This window comes from Aestuariibaculum sediminum, from assembly GCF_014596945.1.
Lineage (GTDB): Bacteria > Bacteroidota > Bacteroidia > Flavobacteriales > Flavobacteriaceae > Aestuariibaculum > Aestuariibaculum sediminum.
Genome location: NZ_JACVXB010000003.1, coordinates 556,362 through 573,481, shown reverse-complemented (window position 1 = coordinate 573,481; position 17,120 = coordinate 556,362). Strand labels below are relative to the sequence as shown.

Sequence of the window (17,120 nt, the reverse complement as noted above, 5' to 3'; positions counted from 1 at the left end):
ATTTTAGTAAAAAAATGTCGGACATTCTAAGTGTCGCTGAATATTAAACGAATGAAAAATATTATGAGAAGGAAATATAATGTGCTTTTATTAGCCTTACTGTTGGGCTTTGCATCATGCAGTTTTACTACCAAAAAGTTTGATAACCCTGATAAAGATAAACTTTTGATTCAGGTAATAACCTTTGTGTTAGAAAATGGACATTATGATCCTTTAGTGTTTGATGATTCTTTTTCTGAAGAATTATTTAAAGATTATTTGGATGTTTTAGATCCGGTTAAACGTTATTTTTATCAGTCGGACTTTGAAGATTTTGAAAAGTATAAATTAACACTTGATGATCAAATTAAGGCTAGTGATATTACGTTTTTTAATGTGGTTCATGAGCGTTTAATAAAACGAATAGCAGAAGCCAAAGAGATTTATAAAGAAGTGTTATCTAAACCGTTTGATTATTCAATTGACGAGGATTTCAATACCGATTATGAATTAACAGGTTTTGTTAAGAATAAGGCTGAAATGAAAGAGCGTTGGAGACGTCAACTTAAATTTTCTACACTTTCTAATTACGACGATATCTACGAGGATGAAGTAAGGTTAAAAGAAAAAGATCCGTCTCATGTTATGAAAACCGAGGCAGAAATGGAAAAGGAAGCGCGTGAATCTACATTGCGTTCTATCGAAATTTATTTTAACGATAATTTGGAAGATTTTCAACGCGAAGATTGGTTTGGTATATATGTGAACACAATTGTTGAAGAGTTCGATCCGCATACCTATTATTTGGCACCAAACAATAAGGAGGATTTCGATCAGCGTATGTCAGGTAAATTGGAAGGTATCGGGGCACAACTTCAAAAGCGAAACGATTACATCAAGGTAGTTAAACTTATTTCGGGTGGACCAGCATGGAGAAGCCAGGAATTAGAAGTTGAAGATTTAATTATCAAAGTTAAGCAGGAAGACGAAGACCAACCAGTAAATATTGTTGGTATGCGAATTAATGATGCAATTAAATATATTAAAGGCCCTAAAGGGACCAAAGTAACATTAACAGTTAAAAAAGTAGATGGTACGATTAAGGATATAACTCTGGTTCGAGATGTTATCGAATTAGTAGATACCTATGCAAAGTCTTCTGTCGTTAAAAAAGATGGATTAACGTTTGGTATTATTGATTTGCCAGCGTTTTATGTCGATTTTAAAGATTATAAAAACATTAATGCGGCTAAGGACGTAAAAACTGAAATCGCTCGATTAAAATCAGAAGGAATCGAAGGATTGGTTTTGGACTTACGTAATAATGGCGGTGGTTCGTTACCAACGGTTGTAGATATGGCCGGCTTATTTATTAAAGATGGGCCAGTGGTACAAGTGCGTTCTACCGGAAAAGCAAAAGAAGTATTAGAGGATAATGATAGTTCAATTTCTTGGGATGGACCGTTGGTGATTTTGGTAAATGAAATATCAGCTTCAGCATCCGAAATTATGGCGGCAGCTATGCAGGACTACAAAAGGGCAATCATAATTGGAGGCAAGCAAACCTACGGTAAAGGGACCGTTCAAAATGTAATTAATTTAAATACCATGTTAAGAAATAATACTAGTGGCGATTTAGGGGCATTGGCCTTAACAACTCAAAAGTATTACAGAATAAATGGTGGCTCGGTACAACTGGAAGGTGTAAAAAGCGATGTTAAAGTACCTGGACGATTCAGTTTTATTGAAGTAGGGGAAAAAGATAAAGAAAACCCATTGCCATGGGATGAAATAGATTCAGCAGATTATACGCCTTGGGATTATTTTGATTATGACGCGATTGTGAAAAGCAGCGAAGAGCGTATGAAAAACAATTCGCAATTAAAACTTATTGAAGACAATGCAAAATGGGTTAAAAGTAAAATTGATGAAACTGTAGTGTCATTAAACTTTAATAAGTACAAAGCAGAATTAGATTTAAATGAAGAGGAAGCGAAACGATTCGATGCTATTTCAGATTATAAAACAAACTTAACCTTTAATTCTACCTCATATGAACGTTCGCTTTTTGAACAAGATACGACAGATTTACAGGAAAAACGTAAACGCTGGCATGAAAGTTTAAGTCAAGATGTTTATATTGAAGAGGCCTTGAATGTTCTTGAAGATATAAAGGCTTCTCAACGTTTAAAAAAGATAGCTGCCGCGTCTACTCAGGTAAAAAAATAACGCGTTCGTATGAGTTATAAATCCAACTCGTTGAAACATTTGGCGCTCCAAAGGTTTAAAAAAAACTTTTGGGGCGTTTTAAGTTTTGTCTTTGTAATTCTTGTGGGCATAGTTGCTGTATTTGCTTATGCTTTTGCACCCGATAGCTCTCAGCATGCCAATCAGATGCATTTGGCTATACACTCTAAAAAGCCAGGATTTAAAATAAATATCTTAACGATCCCTTCTGGTTTAAAGAACGATCAAAATGCTATTGAAAAACTATTTTTCGGAACCCAATCTACCGATACCGAAATACCCATATCAGACTTTAGGTTGCTCAAAGATAAATTAGTTTATACCGAGTATGCATCCGACGGACTGAAAGGTGTGGAAAAAGAGATTAGTTTAGATGTATTTCCTAATCATTCAGTTAAACCTTTTATAACTGAAAAAACTTTTTTATTTGGTACCGATAAATATGGGCGAGATTTGTTAAGTCGGGTTTTAGTAGGGGCAAGAATCTCATTTTTTATTGGATTTGTTGCTGTATTTATTTCTCTCGTTTTAGGTGTTTTTATGGGAAGTGTTGCAGGCTATTTTGGAGGTAAAGTTGATGCAATAATTATGTGGATAATAAATGTAACCTGGTCCATTCCAACTTTACTCTTGGTTATAGCTATTACACTGGCTTTAGGTAAAGGCTTTTGGCAGGTGTTTATTGCGGTGGGGTTAACGATGTGGGTTGAGGTGGCTCGAGTTGTACGTGGACAGGTAATTAGTGTAAAAGAACAACAATACGTTACAGCAGCTAGGGCTTTAGGATTTAACGATTTAAGAATTATTACAAAACATATTTTACCAAATATTATGGCGCCTGTAATTGTAATATCTGCGGCCAATTTTGCTTCGGCTATTTTAATTGAAAGTGGGTTGAGTTTTCTTGGGATAGGAGCCCAGCCTCCGATGGCAAGCTGGGGTGCCATGATAAAAGATCACTATAATTATATTATTCTTGGAAAACCTTATTTAGCTCTTATTCCTGGGCTTTGTATTATGAGTTTAGTTATGGCATTTATGCTTATAGGTAATGCCCTTCGAGATGCCTTGGATGTGAAAAATTAAATATGGGAAATAGTTACTTTAGCGACATTTTTGTTATTTTTCCTAATCTAGTATGTTTAAAAGTAGCTTTAAAGGGGACTTTTATTGGTTTTCGGTTTTTGGTAGCAGGAATGAATTTAGGTAGATTTTTTAAAGCGATAAAATAACTGTCGTTAATGGCTTCAAAATCTCCAGTTATATTTGTTACTATAACTTCTCCTAATTCGTTTATTATAAAGTCAATTTCTGTAGAGAATTTAGATAGTCCAATATTGGCTATTTTATCTGGTGTAATCGAATTAGATATATTTTTGTAAATAAATTTTTCAGTACACTTTTTTTGTTTCTTAATAGATCTGTTGGCTTTGCAATCAGGAGCTAAGGGAGCAGTATCGGCGTTATCAAGAAACGCATTTACTAGCCCTATGGTTTGCAATAATTTATTTGGTGTTGTATATACTTCTGTAATGCCTTCAATTTGAGCAAAGGCTGTAAACTGGGTTAACAATAAAGTTGTAAGTAGGGCGAAAAATTTCATATGGTAGGTTATGTTATTAAGGATTTTGAGAGAATTAAAATTATCAATTTTAAAAAACAAAGGAAATTTTAAACAAAATCAGTCTACAGGTTTCCATTGAGTTCGTCGATGTAATTCAAAACATCGTCTTTACCAATTTCTTTACTTGATGAGGTTACAAAATAGTTTGGCATGTCCTCCCAGGTTTCTAAAAGTACATGTTTATATTTTTCAACGTGATTGTCTATCGCTTTAGGTTTTAATTTATCGGCTTTGGTAAAAATTATTGAAAACGGAATGCCATTTTCGCCTAACCACTGCATAAATTCTAAATCTATGGGTTGTGGTTCGTGTCGAATATCAACTAAAACAAAAGCGGTTACAAGTTGTTTTCTTTGACTAAAATAAGCGGTAATGAATTTTTGGAATACCTTTTTTGTGCTTTTTGAAACACGTGCATAGCCATAACCGGGTAAGTCTACCAAATGCCAGTTTTTGTTTATTAAAAAATGATTTATGAGTTGTGTTTTTCCTGGTCTTCCCGATGTTTTTGCTAAACTTTTACGATGGGTTAGCATGTTTATAAGCGACGACTTTCCTACATTGCTTCGCCCTATAAATGCATATTCCGGAAGCATGCTTTTTGGGCATTTAGCAACGTCGGAGTTGCTCATAACAAATTCTGCAGATTTTATTTGCATGCGCGTTTTATGTTGATTACACAGAAATGTGTGTGTTGGGTTTAAACCTAAATTAAAAGGCTATAAATTTTTTGTGTTTAGCCAGTTTTCAAGAATTTTGTTGAATTCTTGAGGGTGCTCCATCATAGCAGCGTGCCCACATTTATCTATCCAATACAAATCGGAATTTGGCAAAAGTTCGTTGAACTCTTCGGCTACCTCTGGAGGTGTAACGGTGTCGTTTTTACCCCATATAATACAAGTTGGTGTTTGCATATTGGGTAAATCTTTAGACATGTTGTGGCGTATTGCGCTTTTTGCAATAGCTAAAGTTTTTATTAGTTTATTACGGTCGTTAACGGTAGCGTAAACTTCGTCTACAATTTCTTTTGTAGCAATGTCAGGATCGTAAAAAACATCTTGTGCTTTTTTCTTGATAACTTCATAATCACTGCGCTTGGTGTATCCGCTACCCATTGCGCTTTCATATAAACCAGAGCTTCCTGTAATGATTAATGCTTTTACTTTATCAGGGTATAATTTAGTATGGTAAAGCCCAATATGGCCGCCTAAAGAGTTTCCTAACAAAATAACATTTTCATAACCCTTAAACTCAATAAAATCGTGCAGATAATTAGCGAAATTTTTAACATTAGTCTTCAGTAGAGACATGGAGTATATGGGTAGTTCGGGGATGATTACTTTATAGCCTTTTTGACTAAAATGTTCAATAACCGAATCAAAATTACTTAATCCGCCCATTAAGCCGTGTAATACAATAATTGGCGTACCTTCGCCAGCTTCAATATAGCTGTAGTTCTTTTCTTTTTTTAAACGATGCGTCATTAATCAGTTGTCGTTACTTTAAAAACAAATATAGTTATTTCATCTATACTAACTACGTTTTTAAGCTTTTCTCAAAAAATATAGTTTTTAGTAAAGATGTTAACAAATTCAATAATTTTCGTTGTTCAGGTGTAATGTGTTGATTATTAGTGTTCATTGGGTTTGGGGGTGCATAAAAACAAATTTTGGTGTCTCTTAATCGAAAAATTATTAACAAAGTGGTAAAATGTGGTAAAATGTGGTAAAATTTTCAATATATTTGAAACACAAACCGTTAACGCTTTTTAGAAACTATAGTGGACTTATTAACAGGAACATACGATTGTAAAGTAGACGCCAAGGGTAGGCTTATGATGCCTGCGCCGTTGAAAAAACAGTTGTCTTCTATATTGGAAGAGGGTTTTGTGTTGCGTCGGTCGGTATTTCAAAAGTGTTTAGAATTGTATCCTATGGCAGAATGGCAACGCCTTATGCTAAAAATGAATAAACTAAACCGCTTTAAAAAGAAAAATAACGATTTTATTCGTCGTTTTACTGCAGGTGTTAAAATTGTAGAAGTAGATGCGAACGGTCGTCTATTAATTCCAAAAGATTTAACGGTGTTTGCTAGTATTTCAAAAGAAATTGTTGTGGCTTCGGCCATAAATATCGTTGAAATATGGGATAAAGAATTGTATGAACAAGCCATTGATGATGCAGCTGATGATTTTGCTGATTTAGCTGAAGAAGTGATGGGGCAAGATGAAGAAGACTATGGAATATCATAACCCTGTATTGTTAAAAGAAACAGTTGATGGATTAAATGTTAATCCTGACGGGGTGTATGTTGATGTCACTTTTGGCGGAGGTGGACATAGTAAAGAAATTTTAAGTAGACTGAGTGATAAGGGTAAATTATTCGCTTTTGATCAGGATTTAGATGCAATTGAAAATAAAATTGATGATTCAAGATTTACCTTAATAAATGAAAATTTCAGGCACATAAAACGCTTTTTAAGATTTCATGGTGTAAGAAAAGTAGATGGGATTTTAGGTGATTTTGGAGTGTCATCGCATCAGTTTGATGTTGCTGAACGTGGTTTTTCTACACGTTTTGAGGCAGATTTAGATATGCGAATGAATCAAAATAACGAATTGTCGGCTTACCATGTTGTTAATGATTATGAGGAAGAGAAGTTGCGAGCGGTTTTGTCGCAGTATGGTGAGTTGAGGTCGGCAGCGGCTATGGCCAGGTTGATTGTTGAAAAACGCGAAGAGGCGCCAATTGTAACCAGCGATCAATTAAAGAGTGCTTTAAAGAAATTTTTGTCTCCTAAACATGAGAATAAAATTTTGGCACAAATTTATCAAGCCATACGAATCGAGGTGAATCAGGAAATAGAAGTCATTAAGGAATTGTTGTTGCAAGCGCCTGAATTATTAAATGAAAAGGGAAGATTGAGCTTAATTTCATATCACTCACTAGAAGATCGTTTGGTGAAGCGTTTTATAAGAAATGGTCTGTTTGAGGGGGAGCCAGAGCGCGATATGTTTGGGAACTTTGAAGTGCCGTTTAAAAAAGTTGGAGGCTTAATTGTGCCTTCAAAAGAAGAAATAAAGCTAAATAGTAGGGCTAGAAGTGCGAAATTAAGAATAGCAGAAAAAGTATAAATGAAAAGCAATATATACGCCATATTAAAAGGAACATTTTTAGTTAGCGATGATGCTTTTAAAAACTGGAGAATTATCATTTTTATTTCGGTATTAGCGATAGTTATGATAGCAAGTTCGCATAGTGCTGATAAAAAGGTGTATGAAATAGCACGGTTGAAAAATGAAGTTAACGAAATGCGGTCGGCATTTATTGATGGTCGTTCTAAGTTAATGAAACTTAAAATGGAGTCGGCGGTAATAAGCGCAATGAGAGATAAAGGGATTGCGCCATCTGTGATTCCGCCAAAAAAAATAAAAATTAAATCGCAAAATTAATAACACTTGGCAGTAAAGGAGAAAAACATATTAAACCGCTTGTATTTTATATCAGGATGTATGTTCGTCTTTGGTGTTGCTGTGCTGTTTAAATTGTTTAGTATTCAGTTTTTGCAAGGTGAAAAGTACCGCGCTCTAGCGAATACGCGTGTAATTAAAAACGTTAAAATTCCGGCCAATCGAGGTAATGTATATTCGGTAAATGGTAACTTGTTGGCAACTTCGGTTCCTAAATATGATGTGCGCATAGATTTGTTAACGCCAACAAATCAAACTTTTGAAGCATATCTTATTCCACTTTGCGATTCGTTATCAAAATATTCTGGGCGATCATCATCCTATTATCAAAAAACATTACGAAAAGAACGCGCCAACCGAAATCGCTTTTTTCTATTAGCGCGTAATGTCGGTTATGGCGATTATATACGCTTAAGGAATTTTCCAATGTTAAGACTTGGTGCATTTAAAGGAGGCTTAATTGTGGAGCAAACTACCAAGCGAGAGCATCCGATGGGGGCTATTGCACAACGCTCAATTGGGTATGAGCGTTTTGATGATGATGGAAATGTAACACGCGCCGGTATTGATGGCGCTTTTGGTGTTAAATACCTGAGAGGAACCGATGGGCAACGCAAAAAGCAAAAAATAGGAAAAGGGCAATGGAAGCCTTTAAGTGATGCTAATGAAATAGAGCCTAAAGATGGTTACGATGTGTATACTACTATAGATGTTAATATTCAAGATATCGCACATCACGCTTTATTGAAACAGTTGGAAGAATATGAAGCCGATCATGGTTGTGTGGTAGTTATGGAAGCTAAAACCGGTGAAATTCGTGCGATTTCTAATTTAGGTAGAAATAAAAATGGGAAGTATTCCGAACGCTTAAATTATGCCGTTGGTGAAGCGCATGAGCCAGGATCTACTTTTAAAGTGATGGCTTTAATGGCGGCTTTAGAAGATAAAGTGGTTGATACTTCTACCGTAATTGATACCAAAATGGGGTATAAACAGTTTTATCGCCGTGGTATTTATGATACTCATGGCCACGGGAAAATTTCCGTAGCCAGAACATTAGAGGTGTCTTCTAATATTGGATTGGCAACGATTATCGATGATGGGTATGCTAAGAAACCGCAAAAATTTGTTGAGCATCTTCAGGATTGGGGATTAGACAAGCCTTTAGGATTGCCCATAATTGGTGAGGGAGAACCTGTAATTCCAAAGCCGGGTGATAAACTATGGAGTCGGAATGCGTTACCTTCAATGGCTTATGGGTATAATTTGAAATTAACACCATTACAAACCTTAACCTTTTATAATGCTATTGCTAACAATGGTGTTTTGGTTAAGCCTCGATTTATAAGAGAAGTGAAAGAGTTAGATCAGGTTGTAGAGTCTTTCGATAGAGATGGTGAAGGTGATAAAATTTGTTCAGAAAAAACGCTAAAAGAAATTCAAAATATTTTGAAGCATGTTGTTGAGCGGGGAACAGGACGTTCCTTATATTCGCCGTATTTTTCAATGGCGGGTAAAACGGGAACGGCACAAACCGAATACTGGATGGATGACTGGAAGCAAAACCGACGCTATATTTCGTCGTTCGCAGGTTATTTTCCAGCTGATAACCCTAAGTATTCCTGCATTGTAGTTATCCATAAGCCAAGTGTTAAAAAAGGGTATTACGGTGCCGATGTTACGGGGCCCGTGTTTAAAAGGATTGCGCAAAAAATTCACACCGATACACCGATAATTGATGAAGTGGAATCGCTTGAGGTAAAACGTGCTTCGGTGGAAAAAGAGTTTAAAGGGTTTTATGAAACAGCACAAACCTATAAAACAATAATGCCTAATGTAATAGGGTTGCCAGCTATGGATGCTATTGCATTATTAGAAAATATGCAGGTGAATATAAAAGTAAAATTACAAGGGCATGGTATAGTAAAGAGCCAGTCTATTGATAAGAATATAAAGTTAAAGAATAATCAAACCATCATTTTAACAGCTTCATGATAGCTTTAAAAGACATATTATATAAAGTTACTATAAACGCCGTTGTAGGTAATACAGCTGTAAATGTTTCTGCTATTGATTTCAATTCACGAAACATTAAAAGCAAAGACGTTTTTGTTGCTATTAAAGGCAGTGCTGTTGATGGGCATAAGTTTATTGATGGGGCGGTAAAACAAGGAGCTGTAGCCGTAGTTTGCGAAAGCATGCCAGAACAATTGCTAGATGGTGTTACTTATGTTGAGGTGGATAATACTCATAAAGCCTTGGCTGTTATGGCATCGAATTATTACGGTACACCATCAGAAAACCTGAAATTAGTAGGGGTAACCGGAACTAATGGTAAGACAACGGTTACCAGTTTGTTGTATCAGTTGTTTAAAAAGGCAGGTTATAAAGTAGGTTTGTTGTCTACTGTTAAAATTATGGTAGATGATAAAGAGTTTAAAGCAACTCACACAACGCCAGATTCGTTAACCATCAATAAGTATTTGAAATTGATGAATGATGAAGGTGTTGAATTTTGCTTTATGGAAGTGAGCTCGCATGGTATTCATCAACATCGAACTACCGGATTACATTTTGAAGGTGGTGTGTTTACAAATTTATCGCATGATCATTTAGATTATCATAATACGTTTGCCGAATATCGTGATGTTAAAAAATCATTCTTCGATAATTTGCCTAAGCATGCTTTTGCATTGGTTAATATAGACGATAAAAACGGCTTGGTGATGTTGCAAAACACAAAGTCTAAAAAGGTTACGTATGCATTAAAAAGTTATGCTGATTATAAAGCTCAGATTTTAGAAAACCAGTTTGGTGGTTTATTGCTAAAAATTAATGAATCTGAAGTTTGGACTCGTCTAATAGGTAGTTTCAATGCTTATAATGTTTTAGCTATATATGCGACTTCTGTCTTGTTAGGCTTGGAAAAAGTTGAGGTACTTCGATTAATTAGTGAGTTGGAAAGTGTTAGCGGACGTTTTCAGTATGTGGTTTCTAAAGAAAAAATTACCGCTATTGTGGACTACGCACATACCCCCGATGCTCTTAAAAACGTATTGGAAACAATTAATAGTATTAGAACCAAAAACGAAGAGCTTATAACGGTTGTGGGTTGTGGTGGAGACAGAGATAAAACTAAGCGCCCAAAAATGGGACATATCGCCTCAGCTTTGAGCACAAAAGTAATTTTTACAAATGATAATCCAAGGAGTGAACAACCTGAATCCATTTTAGATGACATTGAAAAAGGGGTGGAGCCTCAAAATTTTAAAAAGATTTTAACTATAGCCGATCGTGCTCAGGCTATAAAAGCGGCTTGCCAAATGGCCCACGCAAATGATATAATTTTAATCGCAGGAAAAGGGCATGAAACCTATCAGGAAATAAAGGGGGAACGCTTTGATTTTGACGATTTTAAAATGGTGAATGATTTTTTAAAACAATTAAAAAAATAAATTAATTAGTAGATGCTGTATTACTTATTTGAATATTTAGAACAACAGTTTCAATTTCCTGGAGCTTCTCTTTTTGGGTTTGTCACCTTTAGAGCAGCCTTAGCCATGATTTTGTCTTTGCTGATATCTACTATTTATGGAAAACGCATTATTCGTTTTTTACAAAAACAGCAAATGGGTGAAACCATTAGAGATTTAGGTTTAGAAGGTCAAAGTGAAAAAGCGGGTACACCTACAATGGGGGGAATTATTATAATTCTAGCTACGTTAATACCTGTTTTGCTAATAGCTAAACTTGAAAATATTTATATCATTTTGTTAATAGTAACCACTGTTTGGATGGGTGTTATTGGTTTTATTGATGATTATTTAAAGAAATTTAAACAAGATAAGGAAGGCTTAAAAGGCCGTTTTAAAGTATTAGGACAAGTTGGGTTAGGTATAATTGTTGGCGCGACCTTGTTCTTTCATAACGACGTTACAATTAAAGAAAAAATATCAGCAGAACAACAGCAGGAAATTATTGCAGAAGATTCTAATGTTTCGCCAGCAAAATTATTTAACGGAGAAGAGAAATCAACGAAAACAACGATTCCTTTCGTAAAAGGAAATGAATTTGATTATGCCGATTTAATTACCTGGATTAGCCCTAGTCTTAAAAAATATGCTTGGATTGTATTTATTTTAGCGACCATTTTTATAATAACTGCAGTTTCAAATGGAGCTAACCTTACAGACGGTATTGACGGGTTGGCGGCTGGAACTTCGGCTATTATTGTTTTAACACTTGGGATTTTTGCCTTTGTGTCGGGGCATATCGTGTTTTCAGAATATTTAAATATCATGTACATCCCTCGTATAGAAGAAATAACCATTTATATTGCTGCGTTTGTTGGTGCATTAATCGGTTTTTTATGGTATAACACTTTTCCGGCCCAAGTGTTTATGGGTGATACAGGAAGTTTAACAATAGGAGGAATCATTGCTGTAATTGCTATTGCGGTACGTAAAGAATGGTTAATACCGGTGTTGTGCGGTATTTTTCTAGCCGAAAATTTATCTGTGGTTATGCAGGTAAGTTGGTTTAAATATACGAGAAAAAAATATGGAGAGGGACGTCGTATTTTTAAAATGTCACCGTTGCATCACCATTATCAAAAATCAGGATATCACGAGAGTAAAATAGTAACTCGTTTTTGGATTGTAGGTATTCTGTTAGCAATTTTATCGATTGTTACTTTAAAAATTAGATAAAAGTCATTCCTGTGCAGACAGGAATATTTTGAATTGAAAGCGGAATGACAAAACAGAGGATAGTGATTTTAGGAGGAGGAGAAAGCGGTGTTGGAACAGCGCTTTTAGCAAAAGCAAAGGGATATGAGGTTTTTGTTTCTGATAAAGGAAAAATAAAAGAAAATTATAAAAAGGTTCTTATACATAATGAGATTGAATGGGAAGATGAAGCGCATACTGTAGCTAAAGTTTTAAATGCCAATATCGTAATGAAAAGTCCTGGGATTCCTGATACGGCACCATTGATAAAACAAATTCGTGATAACGGGATACCGATAGTTTCAGAAATTGAGTTTGCTTCAAATTTTACGAAAGCAACTATTGTTGGAATTACTGGGAGTAACGGTAAAACAACAACGGCAACGTTAACGCATTACATTTTAAAGCAGGAATTAAATGTTGGTTTGGCTGGAAACATAGGCGATAGTTTTGCTAAGCAGATTTTAGATAAGGATTTTGAAAATTACGTTTTAGAAATCAGTAGTTTTCAATTAGACGATATAAAAACCTTTAAACCTAAAATTGCCGTTTTACTTAATGTAACGCCAGATCATCTGGATCGATATGATTATAAATTTGAAAATTATATTGCTTCAAAATTTAGAATAGCAGAGAATCATACCAAGGAAGATTACCTGATATATGATGCGGACGATGAAGTTATTACAGAATGGTTAAAAAAACACCCGGTTCAATCGACATTATTACCATTTTCAATAACCAAGAAAATGGAAAAGGGAACATATTTAGATGAGGAAAACATGATTATAGCAATAGATAATAACCATATACATATGCCAACAACAAATCTTGCATTAGAAGGTAAGCATAATATTAAAAATGCTATGGCGGCCTCAACCGTAGCGCATTTGCTTAAAATTAGGAAGCAGACTATCCGCGAAAGCTTAGAAAGCTTTCAAGGTGTTGAACATAGGTTAGAACAGGTGCTTAAAATTAATAAGGTGCAGTACATAAACGATTCTAAAGCGACCAACGTAAATGCAACATATTTTGCTCTGGAAAGTATGGATGCACCAACCGTTTGGATCGTTGGAGGCGTTGATAAAGGGAATAATTATGAGGAGTTATTTCCATTTGTAAACGAAAAAGTAAAAGCTATTATCTGTTTAGGTGTAGATAATGAAAAGTTATTGAACACCTTTGGAGCTATGGTAGATACTATTGTTGAAACAGAGCGTATGAGCGATGCTGTAAAAATGGCTTATAAATTGGCAGAATCGGGAGATAATGTATTGCTTTCCCCAGCATGTGCGAGTTTCGATTTATTTGAAAATTATGAGGATCGTGGACGTCAATTTAAAGATGCAGTAAGAAATTTATAAAAATTAAATACAATTAAATAAAAGTGCAAGCACTATTTAAAAACTTAAAAGGCGATAAATTAATTTGGGCGATAGTAGCATTATTGGCTATTCTGTCGTTTTTGCCTGTTTATAGTGCAGCGAGTAATTTGGCTTATAAAGGCGATAGTACGAATACATTTGCCTTTTTTATTAAACATTTTGTGCACTTGTTTTTAGGTTTTGTAATTATGTATGGTGTGCATAAAATTCCTTACCGTTATTTTAGAGGGTTGTCGCTTATAATGATCCCTGTAGTTTTAGTGTTGCTTACTATAACTATGCTTCAGGGAACAACCATCGATGGGGCAAATGCGAGTAGATGGATTCAAATACCTATTGTTGGAATGTCTTTTCAAACATCAACATTCGCAGCAGTTGTTTTATTAGTGTATGTGGCTCGATATATGTCTAAAATAAAAGATGAAATAGTCACTTTTAAAGAAACAGTATTGCCGTTATGGGTTCCTGTATTTTTAATATTAGCACTAATTTTGCCTGCTAATTTATCAACGGCAGCCATAATATTTTTAATGGTATTAATGTTGGTGTTCTTAGGAGGCTATCCTATACGTTATTTAGCTGTAATTATTGGGTCAGGTGTTTTAGCTTTAACCATGTTTGTGTTAGTAGCAAAGGCGTTTCCGGGAGCAATGCCCAATCGCGTGGATACCTGGATAAGTCGAATTGAGAATTTTGCCAATGACGAAGATACGGAAGCCGATTATCAAATTGAAAAAGCTAAAATAGCCATAGCCTCAGGCGGTATTCAAGGGGTTGGTCCTGGGAAGAGTATTCAAAAGAATTTTTTACCACAATCATCATCCGATTTTATTTTCGCCATAATCGTAGAAGAATATGGCTCTATGGGTGGTGTGTTTATTATGATTATGTACATGTGGCTGCTATTTAGAATTGTAATTGTAGCCCAAAAGGCCGATACTATTTTTGGTAAGTTACTCGTACTTGGTGTAGGTTTGCCAATAGTTTTTCAGGCATTAATTAATATGGCGGTTGCAGTAGAATTGTTTCCTGTAACAGGACAAACATTACCCTTAATTAGTAGTGGAGGAACATCTATTTGGATGACTTGTTTAGCTATTGGAATTGTATTAAGTGTAAGCGCTCAGCGCGAAGAAATAAAAGAGCAAGAAGAAGAATTAACCGAAGAAGAAAATCCGTTAGAGATTTTATCGGAAGCGATATAGATTATAGAAATTAGAAGTGAGTCAAAAATCAAGAACATATAAAATTGTTTTGTCCGGAGGAGGTACAGGTGGTCATATATACCCTGCGGTAGCTATAGCAAATGAATTGAAGCGTCGTTATGATGATGCTGAATTTTTATTTGTGGGCGCAAAGGATAGAATGGAGATGGAAAAAATTCCGCAGGCAGGATATAAAATTGAGGGACTCTGGATTTCAGGAATTCAACGTCAATTAACGATGAAGAATTTAATGTTTCCATTTAAATTGATAAGTAGTTTGTATCGCGCGAGGCGCATAGTGAAGACATTTAAACCAGATGTAGCTATCGGTACTGGCGGGTTTGCTAGTGGGCCTTTATTATATATGGCTTCAAGTAATGGAGTGCCAAGTTTAATTCAGGAACAAAACTCATTTCCAGGTATTACTAATAAACTGTTGGCAAAACATGTTCAGAAAATTTGTGTGGCTTATGATGGTTTAGAGCGGTTTTTTCCAAAGGATAAAATTATAAAAACAGGAAATCCGGTACGTCAAGGCTTGCTGGAAGTTAATTCTAAAACCGAAGAGGCTAAAAAGCTTTTCAATTTAAAGGAAGGGAAATTAACGCTTTTGGTTATAGGAGGAAGCTTAGGGGCTAGGCGCATTAATGAGTTGATTGAAAAAGAACTTGATTTTTTCGATACGCAAAATGTTCAATTGATTTGGCAGTGTGGTAAGCTGTACTATCAGCAATATAAAATTTACAATAATACAGTAAATGTTCAGGTGCATGAGTTTTTAAATAATATGGATTTTGCCTATGCTGCTGCCGATTTTGTTATTTCAAGAGCAGGAGCAAGTTCTGTTTCCGAACTATGCATTGTAGGAAAGCCGGTTATTTTTATTCCTTCGCCAAACGTTGCTGAAGATCATCAAACAAAAAATGCCATGGCTGTAGTAGAGCGTAACGCCGCCATGATTATAAAGGAAGAAGAGCTGGAAGTCGATTTTAAGAATAAATTTTCACAATTAGTAGCCTCTCCAAAAAAGCAAAAGGAATTTAGTGACAATATAAAAAAGATAGCATTAGTTAATGCAACAAAAGATATAGCTGACGAAGTTGAAAAGCTTTTAAAGCCTAAAAATTAAATGGATTTAAACAGTATACATAGGGTTTATTTTGTAGGTATTGGCGGTATCGGCATGAGCGCCTTAGCACGTTATTTTGTTGCTAACGGGAAGGGGGTTTCTGGTTACGATAAAACACCAACCGATATTACTGTAGATTTAGAATCTTTAGGTGTTTCAGTTCATTTTGAAGATGGAATAGCTCAAATTCCAGCAGAATTTCACGATGTAGATACGACTTTAGTAGTTTATACTCCAGCTGTGCCAAAAGATCATAAGGAATTGAATTATTTCAAATCTGAAGGTTTTAAGGTGTTGAAACGTTCTCAGGTTTTAGGTTTAATTACGGAGCAAACCTTTTGTCTGGCTGTAGCAGGTACGCATGGAAAAACTACAACCACGAGTATCTTAGGTCATTTAATGAAGGCTTGTAATGTGCCTGTTACCGCATTTTTAGGAGGTATTAGCGAAAATTATAATTCCAATTTAATCTTAAACGGAACAAAGGTTTCTGTGGTGGAAGCTGATGAATTTGATAGATCATTTTTAACACTGTCACCTAATCTGGCTTGTATAACCTCTATGGATGCCGACCATTTGGATATCTATGGCGATGCTTCAGAATTAAAACGTTCTTTTGAAGATTTTGCAAGGCGTGTAAAGCCTGATGGTAAGCTATTTGTTAAAAATGGTTTGCCCATAAAAGGACTTACATATGGTATTGAAGACGATGCAGATTACTGCGCAAAAAATATAAGAATAGTAAATGGTGCTTACGTCTTTGATGTAAAAACGCCCAGTACAACACTTAAAAATTTAGAGTTTAACCTGCCTGGTAGACATAATTTGTCGAATGCATTAATAGCCTTGGCGATGGCTGTGGAATATGGTTGCCCTAACCAGCAGCTCGCCAAAGCTTTAGCATCTTATAAAGGTGTGAAGCGTAGATTTTCATATCATATAAAATCAGAAAACTTGATTTATATAGATGATTATGCACATCATCCAGAAGAGATTAACGCCGTGCACCAAGCGGTGCGCGAAATGTATCCAGGTAAAAAAGTGTTGGCAGTATTTCAACCGCATTTATACAGTAGAACAAAAGATTTTGCCGATGAATTCGCCGTAAGTTTAGCGCAATTCGACGAAGTAATGTTGTTAGATATTTATCCAGCCAGAGAGTTACCGATAGAAGGGGTAACATCGCAATGGCTATTAGATAAAATTGAGAACGACCATAAGCAATTGGTGACAAAGGAGAATTTATTGCGTCAAATTCAAAGTAGCGGAGCAGAAATAATCCTCACTATTGGAGCAGGCGATATAGGGGAAGAAGTAAAACGAATAAAAAAGGAGTTTAGCGTTGAAAGTTAAT

At 35.3% G+C, this 17,120-nt stretch carries 15 protein-coding genes; 12 read left to right on the top strand and 3 right to left on the bottom strand.

Going from position 1 to position 17,120, the window contains the following annotated elements; all coding sequences use genetic code 11:
- Nucleotides 1–63 precede the first annotated feature (63 nt).
- Together ICJ83_RS10130 and ICJ83_RS10125 are read left to right on the top strand one after the other, a co-directional pair.
- Entirely contained in the window at nucleotides 64–2,208 is a 2,145-nt protein-coding gene (locus ICJ83_RS10130) for a carboxy terminal-processing peptidase (RefSeq protein ID WP_188230260.1), read from the top strand.
- A 9-nt stretch (nucleotides 2,209–2,217) separates the two neighbouring features.
- A complete protein-coding gene (locus ICJ83_RS10125) occupies nucleotides 2,218–3,312 on the top strand; it encodes an ABC transporter permease (protein WP_188230259.1) in 1,095 nt (364 codons plus the stop codon).
- 13 nt (nucleotides 3,313–3,325) lie between these two features.
- Here ICJ83_RS10125 and ICJ83_RS10120 read toward each other — a convergent pair whose 3' ends face one another.
- From ICJ83_RS10120 to ICJ83_RS10110, 3 genes are all read right to left on the bottom strand, one after another.
- Nucleotides 3,326–3,829, bottom strand: coding sequence for a hypothetical protein (locus ICJ83_RS10120; protein WP_188230258.1), 504 nt, complete (start codon nucleotides 3,827–3,829; stop codon nucleotides 3,326–3,328).
- 83 nt (nucleotides 3,830–3,912) lie between these two features.
- A complete protein-coding gene (gene yihA, locus ICJ83_RS10115) occupies nucleotides 3,913–4,509 on the bottom strand; it encodes a ribosome biogenesis GTP-binding protein YihA/YsxC (protein ID WP_188230257.1) in 597 nt (198 codons plus the stop codon).
- Between the two features lie 60 nt (nucleotides 4,510–4,569).
- Nucleotides 4,570–5,334 (bottom strand): alpha/beta fold hydrolase, encoded by a 765-nt coding sequence (locus ICJ83_RS10110; RefSeq protein ID WP_188230256.1) that lies wholly within the window; start codon nucleotides 5,332–5,334, stop codon nucleotides 4,570–4,572.
- Nucleotides 5,335–5,630: 296 nt separating this feature from the next.
- Between ICJ83_RS10110 and mraZ the strand changes: the two genes are divergently transcribed.
- Genes mraZ through murC form a run of 10 tightly spaced genes read left to right on the top strand, consistent with a single transcriptional unit; the run spans nucleotide 5,631 to nucleotide 17,119 of the window.
- Nucleotides 5,631–6,101 carry a division/cell wall cluster transcriptional repressor MraZ gene (gene mraZ, locus ICJ83_RS10105; protein ID WP_188230255.1) on the top strand — a complete coding sequence of 157 codons (471 nt, stop codon included), beginning with the start codon at nucleotides 5,631–5,633 and terminating at the stop codon, nucleotides 6,099–6,101.
- A complete protein-coding gene (rsmH, locus tag ICJ83_RS10100) occupies nucleotides 6,088–6,984 on the top strand; it encodes a 16S rRNA (cytosine(1402)-N(4))-methyltransferase RsmH (RefSeq protein ID WP_188230254.1) in 897 nt (298 codons plus the stop codon). The genes mraZ and rsmH overlap by 14 nt, the downstream gene beginning before the upstream one ends.
- Nucleotides 6,985–7,302 carry an FtsL-like putative cell division protein gene (locus ICJ83_RS10095; protein WP_188230253.1) on the top strand — a complete coding sequence of 106 codons (318 nt, stop codon included), beginning with the start codon at nucleotides 6,985–6,987 and terminating at the stop codon, nucleotides 7,300–7,302.
- 60 nt (nucleotides 7,303–7,362) lie between these two features.
- Nucleotides 7,363–9,315 carry a penicillin-binding protein gene (locus tag ICJ83_RS10090; RefSeq protein WP_188230302.1) on the top strand — a complete coding sequence of 651 codons (1,953 nt, stop codon included), beginning with the start codon at nucleotides 7,363–7,365 and terminating at the stop codon, nucleotides 9,313–9,315.
- Nucleotides 9,312–10,775 carry a UDP-N-acetylmuramoyl-L-alanyl-D-glutamate--2,6-diaminopimelate ligase gene (locus tag ICJ83_RS10085; protein WP_188230252.1) on the top strand — a complete coding sequence of 488 codons (1,464 nt, stop codon included), beginning with the start codon at nucleotides 9,312–9,314 and terminating at the stop codon, nucleotides 10,773–10,775. Before ICJ83_RS10090 ends, ICJ83_RS10085 begins: the two co-directional genes overlap by 4 nt.
- 12 nt (nucleotides 10,776–10,787) lie before the next feature.
- Nucleotides 10,788–12,029 (top strand): phospho-N-acetylmuramoyl-pentapeptide-transferase, encoded by a 1,242-nt coding sequence (mraY, locus tag ICJ83_RS10080; protein ID WP_188230251.1) that lies wholly within the window; start codon nucleotides 10,788–10,790, stop codon nucleotides 12,027–12,029.
- A gap of 44 nt (nucleotides 12,030–12,073) precedes the next feature.
- Complete coding sequence (gene murD / locus ICJ83_RS10075; RefSeq protein WP_188230250.1) at nucleotides 12,074–13,411, top strand: UDP-N-acetylmuramoyl-L-alanine--D-glutamate ligase; 1,338 nt, start codon at nucleotides 12,074–12,076, stop codon at nucleotides 13,409–13,411.
- A 23-nt stretch (nucleotides 13,412–13,434) separates the two neighbouring features.
- A complete protein-coding gene (locus tag ICJ83_RS10070) occupies nucleotides 13,435–14,637 on the top strand; it encodes an FtsW/RodA/SpoVE family cell cycle protein (RefSeq protein ID WP_188230249.1) in 1,203 nt (400 codons plus the stop codon).
- A 16-nt stretch (nucleotides 14,638–14,653) separates the two neighbouring features.
- Nucleotides 14,654–15,766, top strand: coding sequence for an undecaprenyldiphospho-muramoylpentapeptide beta-N-acetylglucosaminyltransferase (gene murG, locus ICJ83_RS10065; protein WP_188230248.1), 1,113 nt, complete (start codon nucleotides 14,654–14,656; stop codon nucleotides 15,764–15,766).
- The gene (gene murC / locus ICJ83_RS10060; protein WP_188230247.1) at nucleotides 15,767–17,119 is read left to right on the top strand and encodes a UDP-N-acetylmuramate--L-alanine ligase; all 1,353 of its coding nucleotides are present in this window, start codon (nucleotides 15,767–15,769) and stop codon (nucleotides 17,117–17,119) included.
- Nucleotide 17,120 lies beyond the last annotated feature (1 nt).